The 15,025-nt window shown below is 67.8% G+C and carries 13 protein-coding genes and 1 pseudogene; 7 read left to right on the forward strand and 7 right to left on the reverse strand.

The genetic code is table 11. The features are described 5' to 3' along the window. The 6 genes and pseudogenes from ACK42S_RS09075 to galE all read right to left on the reverse strand — a co-directional run. A pseudogene (locus ACK42S_RS09075) lies at positions 1–426 on the reverse strand (hypothetical protein); the annotation flags it as partial. Between the two features lie 421 nt (positions 427–847). Beyond that, positions 848–2,158: a hypothetical protein gene (locus ACK42S_RS09080; protein WP_409705953.1), complete on the reverse strand. Its 1,311-nt coding sequence runs from the start codon at positions 2,156–2,158 to the stop codon at positions 848–850. Further along, on the reverse strand, positions 2,155–3,276 hold the full coding sequence (locus tag ACK42S_RS09085) for a hypothetical protein (protein WP_409705956.1): 1,122 nt from the start codon (positions 3,274–3,276) through the stop codon (positions 2,155–2,157). The genes ACK42S_RS09080 and ACK42S_RS09085 overlap by 4 nt, the downstream gene beginning before the upstream one ends. Before the next feature lie 201 nt (positions 3,277–3,477). After that, positions 3,478–4,875, reverse strand: a complete 1,398-nt coding sequence (locus tag ACK42S_RS09090; protein ID WP_409705959.1) for an undecaprenyl-phosphate glucose phosphotransferase — start codon at positions 4,873–4,875, stop codon at positions 3,478–3,480. A 274-nt stretch (positions 4,876–5,149) separates the two neighbouring features. Next, positions 5,150–5,557, reverse strand: a complete 408-nt coding sequence (locus ACK42S_RS09095) for a hypothetical protein (RefSeq protein WP_409705962.1) — start codon at positions 5,555–5,557, stop codon at positions 5,150–5,152. 130 nt (positions 5,558–5,687) lie between these two features. Continuing rightward, complete coding sequence (gene galE, locus ACK42S_RS09100; RefSeq protein ID WP_409705965.1) at positions 5,688–6,704, reverse strand: UDP-glucose 4-epimerase GalE; 1,017 nt, start codon at positions 6,702–6,704, stop codon at positions 5,688–5,690. A 100-nt stretch (positions 6,705–6,804) separates the two neighbouring features. Between galE and ACK42S_RS09105 the strand changes: the two genes are divergently transcribed. Beyond that, on the forward strand, positions 6,805–7,353 hold the full coding sequence (locus tag ACK42S_RS09105) for a hypothetical protein (protein WP_409705968.1): 549 nt from the start codon (positions 6,805–6,807) through the stop codon (positions 7,351–7,353). Then, on the forward strand, positions 7,350–8,906 hold the full coding sequence (gene ubiB, locus ACK42S_RS09110) for a ubiquinone biosynthesis regulatory protein kinase UbiB (RefSeq protein WP_409705971.1): 1,557 nt from the start codon (positions 7,350–7,352) through the stop codon (positions 8,904–8,906). The genes ACK42S_RS09105 and ubiB overlap by 4 nt, the downstream gene beginning before the upstream one ends. 31 nt (positions 8,907–8,937) lie before the next feature. Here ubiB and ACK42S_RS09115 read toward each other — a convergent pair whose 3' ends face one another. Then, positions 8,938–10,365 (reverse strand): sodium:solute symporter family protein, encoded by a 1,428-nt coding sequence (locus tag ACK42S_RS09115; protein WP_409705974.1) that lies wholly within the window; start codon positions 10,363–10,365, stop codon positions 8,938–8,940. A 217-nt stretch (positions 10,366–10,582) separates the two neighbouring features. Between ACK42S_RS09115 and ACK42S_RS09120 the strand changes: the two genes are divergently transcribed. The 5 genes from ACK42S_RS09120 to ACK42S_RS09140 form a co-directional block, all read left to right on the forward strand. Further along, entirely contained in the window at positions 10,583–10,915 is a 333-nt protein-coding gene (locus ACK42S_RS09120) for an FmdB family zinc ribbon protein (RefSeq protein WP_409705977.1), read from the forward strand. 99 nt (positions 10,916–11,014) lie between these two features. Further along, the gene (gene aspS, locus ACK42S_RS09125; protein ID WP_409705980.1) at positions 11,015–12,811 is read left to right on the forward strand and encodes an aspartate--tRNA ligase; all 1,797 of its coding nucleotides are present in this window, start codon (positions 11,015–11,017) and stop codon (positions 12,809–12,811) included. A 123-nt stretch (positions 12,812–12,934) separates the two neighbouring features. Beyond that, positions 12,935–13,423 carry a dihydroneopterin triphosphate diphosphatase gene (gene nudB, locus ACK42S_RS09130; RefSeq protein ID WP_409705983.1) on the forward strand — a complete coding sequence of 163 codons (489 nt, stop codon included), beginning with the start codon at positions 12,935–12,937 and terminating at the stop codon, positions 13,421–13,423. After that, a complete protein-coding gene (locus ACK42S_RS09135) occupies positions 13,420–14,220 on the forward strand; it encodes an endonuclease/exonuclease/phosphatase family protein (RefSeq protein WP_409705986.1) in 801 nt (266 codons plus the stop codon). The genes nudB and ACK42S_RS09135 overlap by 4 nt, the downstream gene beginning before the upstream one ends. A gap of 3 nt (positions 14,221–14,223) precedes the next feature. After that, the coding region (locus ACK42S_RS09140) for a phospholipase D-like domain-containing protein (protein ID WP_409705989.1) at positions 14,224–15,025 on the forward strand (802 nt) is incomplete at its 3' end.

The following is a 15,025-nucleotide window of genomic DNA, read 5'->3' on the forward strand; positions in this document are numbered from 1 at the left end:
AGCCGGGGCCGGAGCCGGAGCCGGAGCCGGGGCCGGGGCCGCCTCGGCGGCGACCTCGCATTGCTTGGCCACCCCGAAGATCGGGTCCCCAAACACGGCGTTCGAGCAGTTCACACCGTTGGTGAAAGTGCCATAAGCGTAACTGCCCGAGGCACCATAACGAACCTGGGCCGTGCCGGAGAATGAGCAGTACTGATTCTCGGCAGCGCACACGGTCCAACTGCCGGGGGCCGGTGCCGGTGCGGGAGCGGGACTGGGGGCGGGCTTGGTGCCCTGCAACCAGCGGTTGCCGTTCCACCACCAGCTGCGTCCCTGTGCATCGATATGCACGTCTTGCCCATCGACGGGCGCCGATTGAAGGACATCATCGGTGCCGCTGCTGCCGGATCCGCCACCGCAAGCAGCCAGCACCGCACAGGCCGCCATGGTCTGTGCCAAGACGGCCCACCGCGATTGATTGCTTGATTGTTTCATTGCACTACTTCAGTGAATCGAGAACATCCCCCCGGGTCGCGCGTATCGGCGAAACCACTGGGCCCTGAGGCAGTGCTGGAGGCACGGCGAACCGTGACGTCGTTGCGACGTGAAGAGCTGGTTCGGCGGTCAGCACTGCGACCCGGTGTTGTCAGACGGCGTCTGAGCGCTTTCCACCAGAGGCAAGGATTGCTGCCGCGGATCGTAGCGAGGCGTCCCCCGGCCAGCCGTAAGGGACCTGTAACGGCGTAACAAGTCGTGAGCAGAAACCGGCAAAGTCAAGTGTGAACTACCCCTCATTCGAGGGGTCTCTCCCCCTGGGATGGAGGCTTTCCTGCGGCGAGGGCGAAGAGAGGCAGTCGCTTACGACTGGTTACATTTTTGCCGCAGGTGCCGCACTCCCAGGCTGGCGGGACGGGGCTTCGCTTCGCTCCGAAGGAGCAGCCCACCAGTGCCTGGCATCGGTGGCTGGATCATGGTGGAAAGGATTGCGCTCGTCCGAGCGCGACAAACGATGGCGCCAGGTCAGCAGATGCCTGGCCCAGCGGACATAGGCTGCCAGCAGATGGGTTTCTCGGCGCCAGTAGGCGTCGCGCACATAGGCCCAGTACAGGCCGATGAATTCATCCTGGAGGTATTGCTTGCATTGCTGCAGGCTCATCGGTCGATAAGACCGGTAGTAGCCCGATACGAAATCCCACGCGAAGCTTTGCAGCGCAAAGGCCAGCGCAGGGTCGGTTCCCGGCGGCGCCCAGGCTCCGACCGGCGAACGCTCATAGATGGCGGCGTAGCTCACCAAGGCCAGGTAATAGCTGCCCAGAGGGGTTAGGTGGACATCGTCCTTGATCAGGCGGTTCACCACATCGCGTGCCTTGGGCCCGCCCAGGCCAGGCAAACCCGAAGGCTGAAGGGCGCGCGCCACGAGTTCAGCCAGTGCACGGCCTGCCGGCAGGGAGACGATCCGGTCGCTGCGCCCTTCGGCTTGCAGGGACACGTTGATGCGGGTGGCGATGCACTGCCACACCGGGGAGGCTGCACGCTCATAGGCGATCCAGCGCTCGGGCCGGTCCTTGTCGTCCAGGCTGATCCAGGCCTCATAGAAGTAGGTCTGACCGCGTGGATTGCCCTCAATGAAACGCTCATGATAGTGGCGCAGATGGCGGACGGTGTCGTTCCAGATCAGCGTGCCCAGCAGACCGTGCTGTTCGGTGATCAGCAAGGCATCGTAGGGACGGTCGGGGTGCACGGATGGACGACGCAGCTCAGCCACCACGTCCAGACCTTCGCCGTCGCGGTTGTAGCCTTCGCGATAGCCGGCCCAAACCGAGGGATCGTCCGCCTCGCCTCGCGTGCGTCGACGGATCGAGGAGCCGACGATGTACTGGCGTTCCCACAAGGCAGGAGTCCCCAGGCTGTCCGCGATGGCGGCGAGCTGGTCTGGCAAGGGGCGGTCGGTCAGGCTGTGTCCTGAGATGAAGATCCGGGCCGACGAACGGGGGGTCTGGGGCCAGTGTCCATCGGCCGCTTTGGCGTCTACACGGTTCATCGGGTCGACCGGTGATGCAGCATTGGCTTTGGTCAGGGGTGCATGAATGCATGCCATTAGCACTGCCATGATCCAGACATGCACGATCCAGACAGGCCCGCGGACATCGCGATCCATGGCCGGGGCGGCGGCGCTCACCTCAGGGCCAGCCGGGCCAGGCACGTCGTCACCGTTGCCCGGTAGGGGGACGACAGGCTCGTATCGCTGGTGCGCCGCTCATGCTGCCATTGGCAGCCGATGTCGAACGAGCGGCTGATGGCGTAATGGATGCCCAGGTTGACTGCACGCGTGGTGTCGCGGCCCGACTCGCCAGAGGTATTCGAGAGCTTGCCCGTGCTGTGGCGATACCCGGTCTGGACCTCGATCTTCGCTGTCGGGGCGTAACGCAAGCCGAGTTGCGCCGTGTTGGTCACACGGCTGCTGTCCAGCGTGTAATCGGGGGCCCCCCCCGTGAAATCGGCAAAGCGTGTCTCAGCACCCGTGTCCCTGTCGAACTGAGCGCGCATGCGGATCTTGCCGGTGAGCGCATAGTCCCACCCCAAGGACCCGGTGATGCCGGAGAAGTCGGCAAGTTCCGGTGCCGAATGGTCCTCCCGGCTGTGGCTGATGCGGCCGTTGAACGTGCTGCGTCCCGTGGGCGTCCACTCCGCGGTGAGGTCCACGTCACGGCGCGTGCTGTCGTCAGCCCGGAAGACGCCGGGCGAGACCTCGGTGAAGCGTGGCCGTCGGCCGTCCGTGTGGCGCACACCGACGCCCAGCCGCAGGGCTCGCTCCACACCGTGCTCGATCCCCAGGGCCACCACGTCCTGGCGGTACTCGCGATCCCGGAACGCCTGGGCCGAGTAATCCACCCTGCGGTGCTCCAATCCTGCACGCAAGGCGGTACGAGCGGTGATGCCGTAGCGGGCCGTGAACTCGGCCAACTGGGCGCTTTCGAGGTTGCGGGTGGTGATGCGCGGGGCGCCGGCGGTTCCGTAGTCCGCCAGACTGCGGTTGTAAGCATAACGCAGGGTGCCGGACAGCCGCTCCACCGTGGACCAGTCGATGCCGGCGTGGGCGGAGCTGGCGACATGGTCGAGGGAGTCGAAGTCGCGGAACCGATGGGCCGCAACGGCAGCGCTGGCATGCAAGCGCTGGCGGCCCATGGGCTGGCTCAACTCCGCCGCCAAGCCCGTCACGGACCGCAGATCGCTCTCGCTCGGGGTGCCGCTGGGACTGCGAAACAGGTTGGTGTCATGTGTGAAGGCCTGACTCACGCTCAGGGTGAATGGGCGGGTGGCGGTCGTTGGGGGGCCTTCGGTGGGCTGACCCTGGGCCACCGGGCTGAGCATCCACAGGATCGATGCGAGAGGCAGGCTGCGGAGGGCCGACGTTGTTGCGACAGGACTTGGGCTCACCGGGGCTCCTTCAGGCTGTGTGATGGATCGTGGGGTGCCGTTGCGAAATCCGCATCAGCATCAATACGCATGCCTATCGAACAGCATCAGGCGGATCGTACGCGCAATGATCTGGAGGTCCAAGCCCAGCGACCAGTTGCGCAGGTACTCCAGATCGTATTCGACGCGGGCCTGCATCTTCTCGATCACCTCGGTTTCGCCGCGATAGCCATGGACCTGTGCCCAGCCGGTGATGCCTGGGCGCACCTTGTGGCGCACCATGTAGGCCTTGATCAGGCGACGGTACTGTTCGTTGTGCGCGACGGCATGGGGGCGTGGGCCGACGATGCTCATGCGGCCTTGCAGCACGTTGATGAACTGGGGCAGTTCGTCGAGCGAGGTCCTGCGCAAGAAGGCGCCGAAGGGCGTGATGCGCGGGTCGTTCTTGGTGGCCTGCTTCACCACCGGCCCGTCGTCCAGGGTGCGCATCGAGCGGAACTTGTAGACGATGATCTCCTCGCCGTCTAGACCGTTGCGGCGCTGCTTGAAGATCACCGGGCCGGGCGAGCTCAGCTTCACACCGAGGGCGATCGCCAGCATCAGCGGGGAAATCACCACCAGGATGAGGCTGGCCATCACGATGTCGCTCAGGCGCTTGACGAGCTCGTTCGTGCCGGTGAAAGGGGTCTCGCAGATGCCCACCACCGGCACGCCTCCCATGTCGTGCAACCGGCCCTGGATGATGCTGATGCCAAAGACGTCGGGCACGTAGTACAGGCTGGCCGTCGTGCCCTGGAGCTGCTCGAGGAGCCGGACGATGCGCGGCTGCGACCCCAGGGGCAGTGTGATGTAGACATCGCGCACGCCGTGGGCCGACACATAGGCGCCCACATCGCGCAGCATGCCCAAGCGGTGCGGCGCGGCGCCTTCGTGCAGCCGGTCGTCGGTGCGGTCGTCGAAGTAGCCGAGGAAGTCGATGCCGCGGTTGCGCCGTTCGGCCAGCGCGCGCGACACCTTCTCGCCCAGCGGGCCCGCGCCCACCACGACGGCGCTGCGCCGCGAGCGGGGCAGGTTCGCGTGGTGGTTCACGATGTGGGCCCCGGCCCACACCGCCAGCCATTGCAGCACCGGGGTGGCCAGAGCCCACAGCAGCAGGGCGCGCGTGTCGAACAGGCCAAAGCTGCTGGTGGCGTAGCCGAGCAGGCCGAAGATGACCATCAGCGTGAACCAGCTCAGCGCGATGTCGGTGGCGGCGGCCAGCAGGTTGTCTCGGAAGCGGTCGCGCCCGGGAAAGGCCAGCGCGAACACCAGCAGGCTCAGGACGAGTTCAGGGCGCCCCACGGGTTGATCGAACCAGGCATAGGCCAGCAGGAGCGACGCCACCATGAGGCCGGGCTCCAGCAGCGCGGCCACCATCGAGGTGATGGACTGCGGGGCGCCGAAGAAGGTGCGTTTGTGGCTGTTGCGGTCGTCGAACATGCAGGGTTTCAGGGCATGGGGCGGCAGCGCAGGGATCCGGCCTGGTGTCCGACGCGACGGTGCCGGCGAGCCCAGCGGCTCGCGGACACACGGGGGCGGATCTCGTTGGATTGTGGGCCGGAAGCCGTTGCCGGCGACCCACGTGATCTGGGGGGGGACGTCTTGGACGGGGCCCGTGAATGAGGGGAGGGGAGCGACCTTTCCTGGGTGCTGTCCAAGGCAGTGCGGCCACCCTGGGGTGGCCGCACTGGGGGAGAGCAGATCGTTGCGGGTCTCAGCCGCGCGTGCGGCGACTGGCCATGAAGCCCACGGCGGCCACCCCGGCGGCGATGAGCGCATACCACTGGGTGCCCGATCGCGGCAGACGTTCGGGCGGACGTGACGATCCCGAGGCCGTGTGGACGGGCTCGGTCAGCGCTGCACGCATGGGCACCGCCTGGAGGCCCGACCACACGCCACCCCCGTCGTTCGTTGATCGAACCTGGGGGGCCGAAAGCGGGTTGGACACTACAGCGTCGCGGGCGGGCGCCATCGCCCTCGGCGCTGCCTGCGGCGGCGAGGCGGTCGCCGTCAGGGCCGTGTCGGCGGGCGCGTCGCCGGCCGGGCGGTCCACGAGGCCGCGGTCGACGGCGGCAGCCCCGATCGGCAGCCCAAGCGCGACCACGACCATCAGCGTTTTCATGGAACCTTCCCCTTGAAGTGTGTCGGGAAGTGTCCGGCAGGGCGTGCATTTGTCACATCCCGTGCCTGGGGGGTGACTGCGCGCCAGGCTGTCACAAGGCCGCCACGGACGGCCGAAACAGCGGGTTCATTCAGCCGGCGAAGCCGCGGGGATGCGTGCTCTGCCAGCGCCAGGCGTCGGCACACATGGCGGCCAGGTCGCGCCGCGCGGTCCACCCGAGCAGCCGCCGTGCCTGCGCCGGGTCGGCGTAGCAGGCCGCCACATCGCCCGGGCGGCGCTCGACGATGCGATAGGGGATCGAGCGCCCGCTGGCCTGTTCGAAGGCGCGGATCACCTGCAACACGCTGTAGCCCTGGCCGGTGCCGAGGTTCACCGTGTGGGACTGGCCGGTTTCGAGCAGATAGCGCAGCGAAGCCACGTGGCCCTCGGCCAGATCCATCACATGGATGTAGTCGCGCACGCCGGTGCCGTCAGCGGTGTCGTAGTCGCCGCCAAACACCTGCAGTTCCGGGCGCACGCCCACCGCCACCTGGCACACATAGGGCATCAGGTTGTTCGGTGTGCCGCGGGGATCCTCGCCGATGCGGCCGCTCTCGTGGGCGCCCACCGGGTTGAAATAGCGCAAGCTGGCGATCTGCCAGCGCGGGTCGCAGCGTCGCAGCTCGTCGAGCAGGCGCTCGCCCATCAGTTTGGTGGTGCCGTAGGGGTTGGTCGTGGCCAGCGGGGCGTCTTCGGTGATGGGCAGACGCTCGGGCTGCCCGTAGACGGTGGCCGATGAACTGAAGACCAGGCGGAAGACCCCGTGGTCCTGCATGGCCTGGGCCACGCTCAGGAGGCCGCCGAGGTTGTTGCGGTAGTAGGCCAGGGGGCGCTGCACCGATTCGCCCACGGCCTTGTGGGCCGCAAAATGCACGACGGCATCGATCGCGTGGCGCCCGAACACGTCGTCCAGGGCTGCGGTATCGCAGACATCGGCCTGTACGAAGACGGGCGCGGTGCCGGTGAGCTCGGCCAACCGATCGAGGACGGCGGGCGAACTGTTGGCGAAGTTGTCGAGGCCGACGACCTCGTGGCCGGCGGCGTGCAGGGCCAGCCAGGTGTGGGAGCCGATGTAGCCGGTGGCACCGGTCAGCAAGATGCGAGGCATGGAGGACTCTTTGGGCCGTTGAAGCGCGCATTGTTCCAGAAGGGCCCGAGGCGAAGATCACCCCGGCCGGGGGGAGGACGGCCCACCTACAATCGCGGCCATGCTCGAACCCCTTCTCCAACTGCTCGGTCCGGCCGTGCTGGATCGCGTCACGCTGGCGCTGAACCACTTGCTGGCCTCCGAGCCCATGGCCATGCGCCGGCTGGTTCCCCAGGCGGGCCGGCGTGTGCGCCTGAGCTTGAGCGGCTGGCCGTCCTGGTTACCGCCCCCGCCATCGGCCTGCTGGGAGATCACGCCTGCCGGGCTGCTGGAGCGCGTGGAGGCGCCGATCGACGACGCCGGTGCCCTGGAGCTGGTGGTGGACGCCTCCAATCCGGTGCGGCTGGCCGCCGAACTGCTCTCGGGTGACCGCTCGTCGGTGAGCCTGCAAGGTGATGCCGAACTGGCCACGACCCTGGCCTGGCTGATGGAGCACCTGCGCTGGGATCCGGAAGAGGATCTGTCGCGCCTGATGGGCGATGCCGCCGCCCGCCAGGCCGCGGCGGTGCTGCGTGCCCTGTGGGGCGGGGTGCAGGCGGCCTTGAGGGCCATGGCTCCCCTGGCAGCCCGCATGGGCGCAGCGACGGGCCGGCCCGGGCAACCCGGATGAAACGCCTGCTGCGACTGACGGTCATCCTCTACACGGTCTGGCGTTTCGGCCTGGACCAGATCGTGCTGCGCGAGGCGCCGCAGCCTGCGGTGCGCCTGCTGGCCCGGGTGCTGGGGGTGGGCCGCCGGTTCGGACGTCCGGCTGGCCAGCGGCTGCGCGAGGCGCTCGAGCGTCTGGGCCCCATCTTCGTCAAGTTCGGACAGGTCCTGTCCACCCGGCGCGACCTGCTGCCCACCGAGGTGGCCGACGAGCTGGCCCGGCTGCAGGACCGCGTGCCGCCCTTTCCTGCAGACCAGGCGGTGCGCACGATCGAGGCGTCCTTCGGTCGGCCGCTGCAGGCACTGTTTGCCGACTTCGATCGCGAGCCGGTGGCCAGCGCCTCGATCGCCCAGGTCCACTTTGCCACTTTGCGCGACGGCCGCGAGGTGGCCGTCAAGGTGTTGCGCCCGGGCATGCTCAAGGTCATCGAGGAGGACCTGGGCCTGCTGCGCATCCTGGCCGCCTGGGTCGAACGGCTGTGGCCCGATGGCAAACGCCTCAAGCCGCGCGAGGTGGTGGCCGAGTTCGACAAATACCTGCACGACGAGCTGGACCTTGTGCGCGAGGCGGCCAACGCCACGCAGTTGCGGCGCAACATGGAGGGCCTGAACCTCGTCATCGTGCCCGAGATGGTCTGGGACCTGTGCGCTGAGCAGGTTATCGTGATGGAGCGTATGCGCGGCATCCCGATCAGCCAGGTGCAGCGCCTGCGCGAGGCGGGGGTGGACATCCGCAAGCTGGCCCGCGACGGCGTGACGATCTTCTTCACGCAGGTGTTCCGCGATGGCTTCTTCCACGCCGACATGCACCCGGGCAACATCCAGGTCAGTGTCGATCCGGCCAGCTTTGGCCGCTACATTGCGCTGGACTTCGGGATCATCGGCACGCTCACCGAGTTCGACAAGGAGTACCTGGCGCAGAACTTCATCGCCTTCTTCCGGCGCGACTACAAGCGCGTGGCCGAGCTCCACCTGGAAAGCGGCTGGGTGCCACCCGACACCCGGGTGGACGAGCTGGAGGGGGCCATCCGGGCCTGCTGCGAACCGCACTTCGACAAGCCGCTGAAGGACATCTCGCTCGGCCAGGTGCTGATGCGTCTGTTCCAAACCTCGAGGCGCTTCAACGTCGAGATCCAGCCGCAGCTCGTGCTGCTGCAAAAGACCTTGCTCAACGTGGAAGGCCTGGGCCGCCAGCTCGACCCCGAGCTGGACCTGTGGAGCACGGCCAAGCCCTTCCTGGAGCGCTGGATGCACGAACAGGTGGGGTGGCGGGGGCTGTGGGCGCGGCTGCAGAAGGAGGCGCCGCGCTATGCCAAGCTGCTGCCCGAGCTGCCGCGGCTGCTGCACCATGCCCTGCAGCATCCGCCGGCGCTGCACCGGCAGGAACTGCAGCGGCTGATCAAGGAACAGCGCCGCACCAATCGCCTGCTCCAGGCCATTTTGTATGGCGGCATCGGATTCACGCTGGGCCTGCTGGCGATGCAGGCCCTGACCCGGGCACGGCCCTGGTGGTAGGAGCCGCTGCGCCGGGTGTCGGCAGCGCGGCTCAAGCGCCCTGGGCGACGGCCTGGGGCCGCGTGGCCGGCCCCGTCAGGCCGCCGATGATCATGCCCACCGCGCTGGCCAGCAGACCGAAGAGCTGGGGCTCGACCGGCTCGTCGATGCCCAAGACCTCCAGCACCAGCCAGGTGCCCAGACCGAGCACCAGGGCCAGCACCGCACCGCGGTTGTTGGCCCGCTTCCAGAACAGGCCGAAGGCCAGGGGCACGAAGGCGCCGGCCAGCGTGACGCGGTAGGCGTTCTCGACCATCGTATGGATAGTGGCATCGGTGGCCACGGCATAGGTCGTGACGAGCACTGCAAAGCAAGCGACGATCACGCGGGTCATGTTCAGGAACTGCTGGTCGCTCTGGCCCTTCATGTAGGGGCGCAGCACGTTCTCGGCGAAGGTCACGGCCGGGGCCAGCAGCGTGCCCGAGGCCGTGCTCATGATCACCGACAGCAGCGCACCGAAGAACACCACCTGCAGCCAGAACGGCATGCGTTCGACCACCAGCGTGGGCAGCACGAGCTGGGAGTCCACTTCCATCAGCCGGGTGACCAGGGCCGGGTCGATCAGGTGGGCGCTGTAGGCCAGGAACAAGGGCACCGAGGCGAAAAAGAAATAAGCCACGCCGCCCAGCGCCGTGCTCCAGACAGCGACGAACTCGTTCTTGGAGGAGTTGACGCGTTGGAACACGTCCTGCTGGGGGATGGAGCCCAGCGCCATCGTCAGCAGCGCAGCGGTCCAGCCCAGGATGTCCACCGCATCCAGACTGGGCAGCCACTCGAACTTGCCGTCGGCTGCGGCCTTGGCGATCACGGTGGCCACGCCGCCGGCTTGATGGGCGGCTTCACCGCTGACCAGCAACAGGCCCACGACGATGACAATCATCTGCACGAAGGTGGTCACCGCCACCGACCACATGCCGCCGAACACGGTGTAGAGCAGCACCACGCCCATGCCGATCAGCATGCCCTCGTTCATCGAGATGGCATCGGCCGAAAGCACGTTGAAGACCAGCCCCAGGGCGGTGATCTGCGCGGCCACCCAACCCAGGTAGGACAGCACGATGCACACCGATACCGCCAGCTCGACCGGACGGCTGTAGCGCACGCGGAAATAGTCGCCCAGGGTGAGCAGGTTCATCCGGTACAGCGGGCGGGCGAAGATCAGGCCGAACAGCACCAGGCACAGCGAGGCGCCCAGCGGGTCGGAGATCAGGCCGCGGAAGCCTTCGTCCAGGAAGGTGGCCGAGATGCCCAGGACGGTTTCGGCCCCGAACCAAGTGGCGAACACCATGGCCATCACGACCGGGAAGGGCAGGTGGCGGCTGGCGGTGATGTAGTCGCGCGCACTGTGGACCTGCCGCGAAGCGTACAAACCGATGGCGATCGACAGTGCCAGGTAGACGAACACGAGGGTCAGCAGCATCGGGACATCCTTTCGCGGCGAGGGGGGGAGGGCGGTGCGCGCGGATTATAGGGGTGGCTTCTCGGGGCACCAATGCAGGAAACGTGCCTCCCTGGCGCGATGGGCGGTTTGGGCCGGCGAGGTCTGCCCGCCGAGGACTGCCGTCCCGGCGGGCGGACTTGAACCCTGGCAGCCCGCCTATAATTTCGGGTTTTGCGTTCCCCTCTTGGTGTCGGTTATGCCCATCTATGCTTACAAGTGCGAGTCCTGCGGGCATGGGCAGGACGTGCTCCAGAAGATTTCCGATCCCGTGCTGACGCACTGTCCGCGGTGCGGCGCCGAAACCTTCCGCAAGCAGGTCACCGCCGCCGGTTTCCAGCTCAAGGGCTCGGGCTGGTACGTGACCGACTTCCGCGGGGGGGCATCGGGTGCTGCCGGCGCCTCGGCCTCTGCCGGTGCCGCTTCGGCGGCCACGGCCTCGGCTTCGGGGGCCGGCGATTCGTCCTCCGGTGCGGCGGCCCCTGCCGGCGCGGCCTCGACGCCCTGCGGCGGCTCTTGCGCCTGTCATTGATGGATTTCCCGGCCGGGCCGTGCACGGCCCGGCGCCTCCAGGGCTGATCGGCCCTTGGGTGCTGCTCCCTGGCGCCCCTCCCCGAATCGGAGTGATTGCATGAGAACCACCTACTGCGGCCTCGTCAGCGAAGCGCTGATGGGCCAGACCGTGACCCTGATGGGCTGGGCCCATCGTCGCCGGGATCACGGCGGCGTCATCTTCATCGACTTGCGCGACCGCGAGGGCCTGGTCCAGGTGGTGTGCGACCCCGATCGCCCCGAGATGTTCAAGATCGCCGAAGGCGTGCGCAACGAGTTCTGCCTGAAGGTGGTGGGCAAGGTGCGCGCGCGTCCGGCCGGCACCGAAAACGCCAACCTCACCAGCGGCAAGGTCGAGGTGCTGTGCCTGGAGCTGGAGGTGCTCAACCCCAGCGTGACCCCGCCCTTCCAGATCGACGACGAGAACCTCTCGGAGACCACGCGTCTCACGCACCGGGTGCTGGACCTGCGCCGCCCCTACATGCAGAAGAACCTGATGCTGCGCTACAAGGTGGCGATGGAGGTGCGCAAGTTCCTGGACGCCAACGGCTTCATCGACGTCGAGACGCCCATGCTCACCAAGAGCACGCCCGAGGGCGCGCGCGACTACCTGGTGCCCAGCCGGGTGCACGACGGCATGTTCTTCGCGCTGCCGCAGTCTCCCCAGCTCTTCAAGCAGTTGCTGATGGTGGCTGGCTTCGACCGTTACTACCAGATCACCAAGTGCTTCCGCGACGAGGACCTGCGCGCCGACCGCCAGCCCGAGTTCACCCAGATCGACATCGAGACCTCCTTTCTCACCGAGGAGGAGATCCGCGGCATGTTCGAGGGCATGATCCGCACGGTCTTCCGCAACGTGATGGGCGTGGAACTGCCGGTCTATCCGGTCATGAAGTATGCCGAGGCGATGCACCGCTACGGCTCGGACAAGCCCGACCTGCGCGTCAAGCTCGAGTTCACCGAGCTCACCGACGTGATGAAGGATGTCGAGTTCAAGGTCTTTTCCGGCCCGGCCAACAGCGTGGGCGGGCGAGTGGTGGCGCTGCGCATTCCCGGCGGTGGCGAGATGAGCCGCAGCGAGATCGATGCCTACACCGAGTACGTCAAGATCTACGGCGCCAAGGGCCTGGCCTGGATCAAGGTCAACGACGCGGGCAAGGGCCGCGACGGCCTGCAGTCGCCCATCGTCAAGAACCTGCACGACGGCGCGATCGGCGAGATCCTGGCGCGCACCGGCGCGCGCAACGGCGACCTGATCTTCTTCGGGGCCGACAAGGCCAAGGTGGTGAACGATGCCATCGGCGCGCTGCGCGTGAAGATCGGGCACAGCGAGTTCGGCAGGAAGAGCGGCCTGTTCGAGGACCGCTGGGCGCCGCTGTGGGTGGTGGACTTCCCGATGTTCGAGTTCGACGAGGACGAACAGCGCTGGAACGCGGTGCACCATCCCTTCACCGCGCCGAAGGACGGCCATGAGGACTGGATGGACACCGCGCCGGAGAAGTGCATCGCCAAGGCCTACGACATGGTGCTCAACGGCTGGGAGCTGGGCGGCGGGTCGGTGCGCATCCACCGCGCCGAGGTGCAGCGCAAGGTGTTCAACGCGCTGAAGATCGGGCCGGAGGAGGCCCGCCAGAAGTTCGGCTTCCTGCTCGATGCTCTGCAGTACGGCGCGCCTCCCCACGGCGGCCTGGCCTTCGGCCTGGACCGCCTGGTGACCCTGATGGCCAAGGCCGAGTCGATCCGCGACGTGATCGCCTTCCCCAAGACCCAGCGGGCCCAGTGCCTGCTGACCGGTGCGCCGTCGTACGTGGACGAGAAGCAATTGCGCGAGCTGCACATCCGCCTGCGCAACCCCCAACCGTCCGCAGGCGGTTGAACGTTCGGGTGGTCCCGTGCTCCAAGGGGTGGCCACAGCCACCCCTTGTTGCTTTCGGGATGCATCCGGGATGCCGCAGGTGGCGGATGATCCAAAATCCCCGCTGTGACAGGAGTTGCCGCCGTGAGTGAACGCCCGCCGAAGATCCCGGAGTCCGTCCTCGTGGTCATCCACAGTCCGGCGCTGGAGGTGCTGCTGATCGAGCGGGCCGACCGTCCCGGCTATTGGCAGAGCGTCACCGGCTCGAAGGACCGGCCCGACGAGCCGCTGGTGCAGACCTGCATCCGGGAAGTGGCCGAGGAGACCGGCATCGAGATCGGCGGGCCGGCCGTGCCGCTGGCCCATCTGGTCGATTGGGGGCTGCGCAACGTCTACGAGATCTATCCGGTCTGGCGTCACCGTTACGCGCCCGGCGTGACACACAACACCGAGCATGTCTTCGGGCTGCGGGTGCCGCGCGATATTCCCGTCCGCCTGGCCCCCCGGGAGCACCTGCAGTACGCCTGGCTGCCCTGGCGGGAGGCGGCCGACCGCTGCTTCTCGCCCTCGAACGCGGAAGCCGTGCTGATGCTGCCGCGGTTTGCGCTCCAGGGTGATGGGGGGCAGGCATGAACCCCCTGCAGTCCAGCCAGCTCCCGGCGGCCTCGGGCACCGAGGGCCGGCGGCTGCGGGTGGCCACCTACAACATCCACAAGGGGGTGCGGGGCGTGGGGCCGCTCAAGCGGCTGGAGATTCACAACCTCGGCCTGGGTGTCGAGGCGCTGGATGCCGACCTCGTCTTTCTGCAGGAGGTGCGCCGCTTCCACCGACGTGATGCCCGGCGCTTCGAGCGCACCTGGTTCGGCTGGCCCGAGCAGTCGCAGGCCGACTTTCTGGCGCCCGAGGGCTATGTGGCTGCCTACCGCACGAACGCGGTCACGCGCGACGGCGAGCATGGCAACGCGCTGCTGTCGCGCTGGCCCATCGGCGATGTCGGACACCACGACGTGTCCGATCACCGTTTCGAGCAGCGCGGGCTGCTGCACGTGCCCGTACAGTGGCAGGGGGGGGAGCTGCATGCGGTGGTGGCGCATTTCGGACTCATCCATGCCAGCCGGATGCGCCAGGTGGAGCGGCTGGCCGAGTTCATCGATCGGCATGTTCCGCACGACGCCTGGCTGGTGGTGGCCGGCGATTTCAACGACTGGGGTGAGAAGCTCAACCCGGCGATGTCGGAGCTTGGCCTGCAGCGTGCGGGCGACTCCGAGGGCCGGCGGCCGCTGACCTTCCCGTCGCGCGTGCCGGTGTTTGCCCTGGATCGTGTCTATACCCGTGGCCTGCGCTGCGTATCCACCTTCGTGCCACGCGGCACGTCCTGGGCGCGCATGTCCGATCACCTGCCCCTGGTGGCCGAGCTGGAGCCGGTCTGAGCGATGGCAGCCCCCCCCGACGAGGCCCGGGTCCTGGACGGACCGTCGGAACCGGACCGCCACGTGCTGGCCTGGTATGCCCAGGCCCGGGCGCTGTTCACCGGATCCAACCAGGTGCGGCTGCTGCGCGGCGGGGATCAGCTCTTTCCCGCGATGCACGAGGCCATCGCCCGTGCCCGGCACCGGGTCTGGCTGCTGACCTACATCTTTCATGACGATGTGGCGGGCCAGGCCATGATGGCGGCCCTGGCGCAGGCCGTGCGGCGCGGGGTGCGGGTCAGTGTGGTGGTCGACGGCTTCGGTTCGGGGCTGGCGCTGGCGCGCATCGGCCGCGAGCTGACCGAGGCCGGGGTGCGTTTTTCCGTGTTCCGTCCTCTGCAGGGCTGGCGAAGCTGGCTGCAACCCGGGCAATTGCGCCGTCTGCATCAGAAGCTGTGCGTGGTCGATGCGGACGTGGGTTTCGTCGGGGGCATCAACATCATCGACGACCGGCTCGACATCCATCACGGCTGGAGCGATGAGCCGCGGCTGGACTATGCGGTGGAGGCGCGCGGCCCGGTGGTGGCCATGATGGAGCAGACTGCACGCGCGCTGTGGACGCGTTCGCGTCTGGGGCGGGACTGGCGCGACGAACTCGTCGAGCTGGCGCGCAGCTCCCACCCGGTGGCGGGGGGGGGGGGCGTGTTGCGGCGCCTGCGCACGACACGCTGGCAGGTGGTGGAGCAGGCGCTGAGCGATCCGCGCCCGGTGCGGGTGGCCTTTGTCGTGCGCGACAACCTGCGGCAGCGGCGTACCATCGAGCGCG

The organism is Caldimonas sp. (assembly GCF_046289365.1).
Lineage (GTDB): Bacteria > Pseudomonadota > Gammaproteobacteria > Burkholderiales > Burkholderiaceae_C > Caldimonas.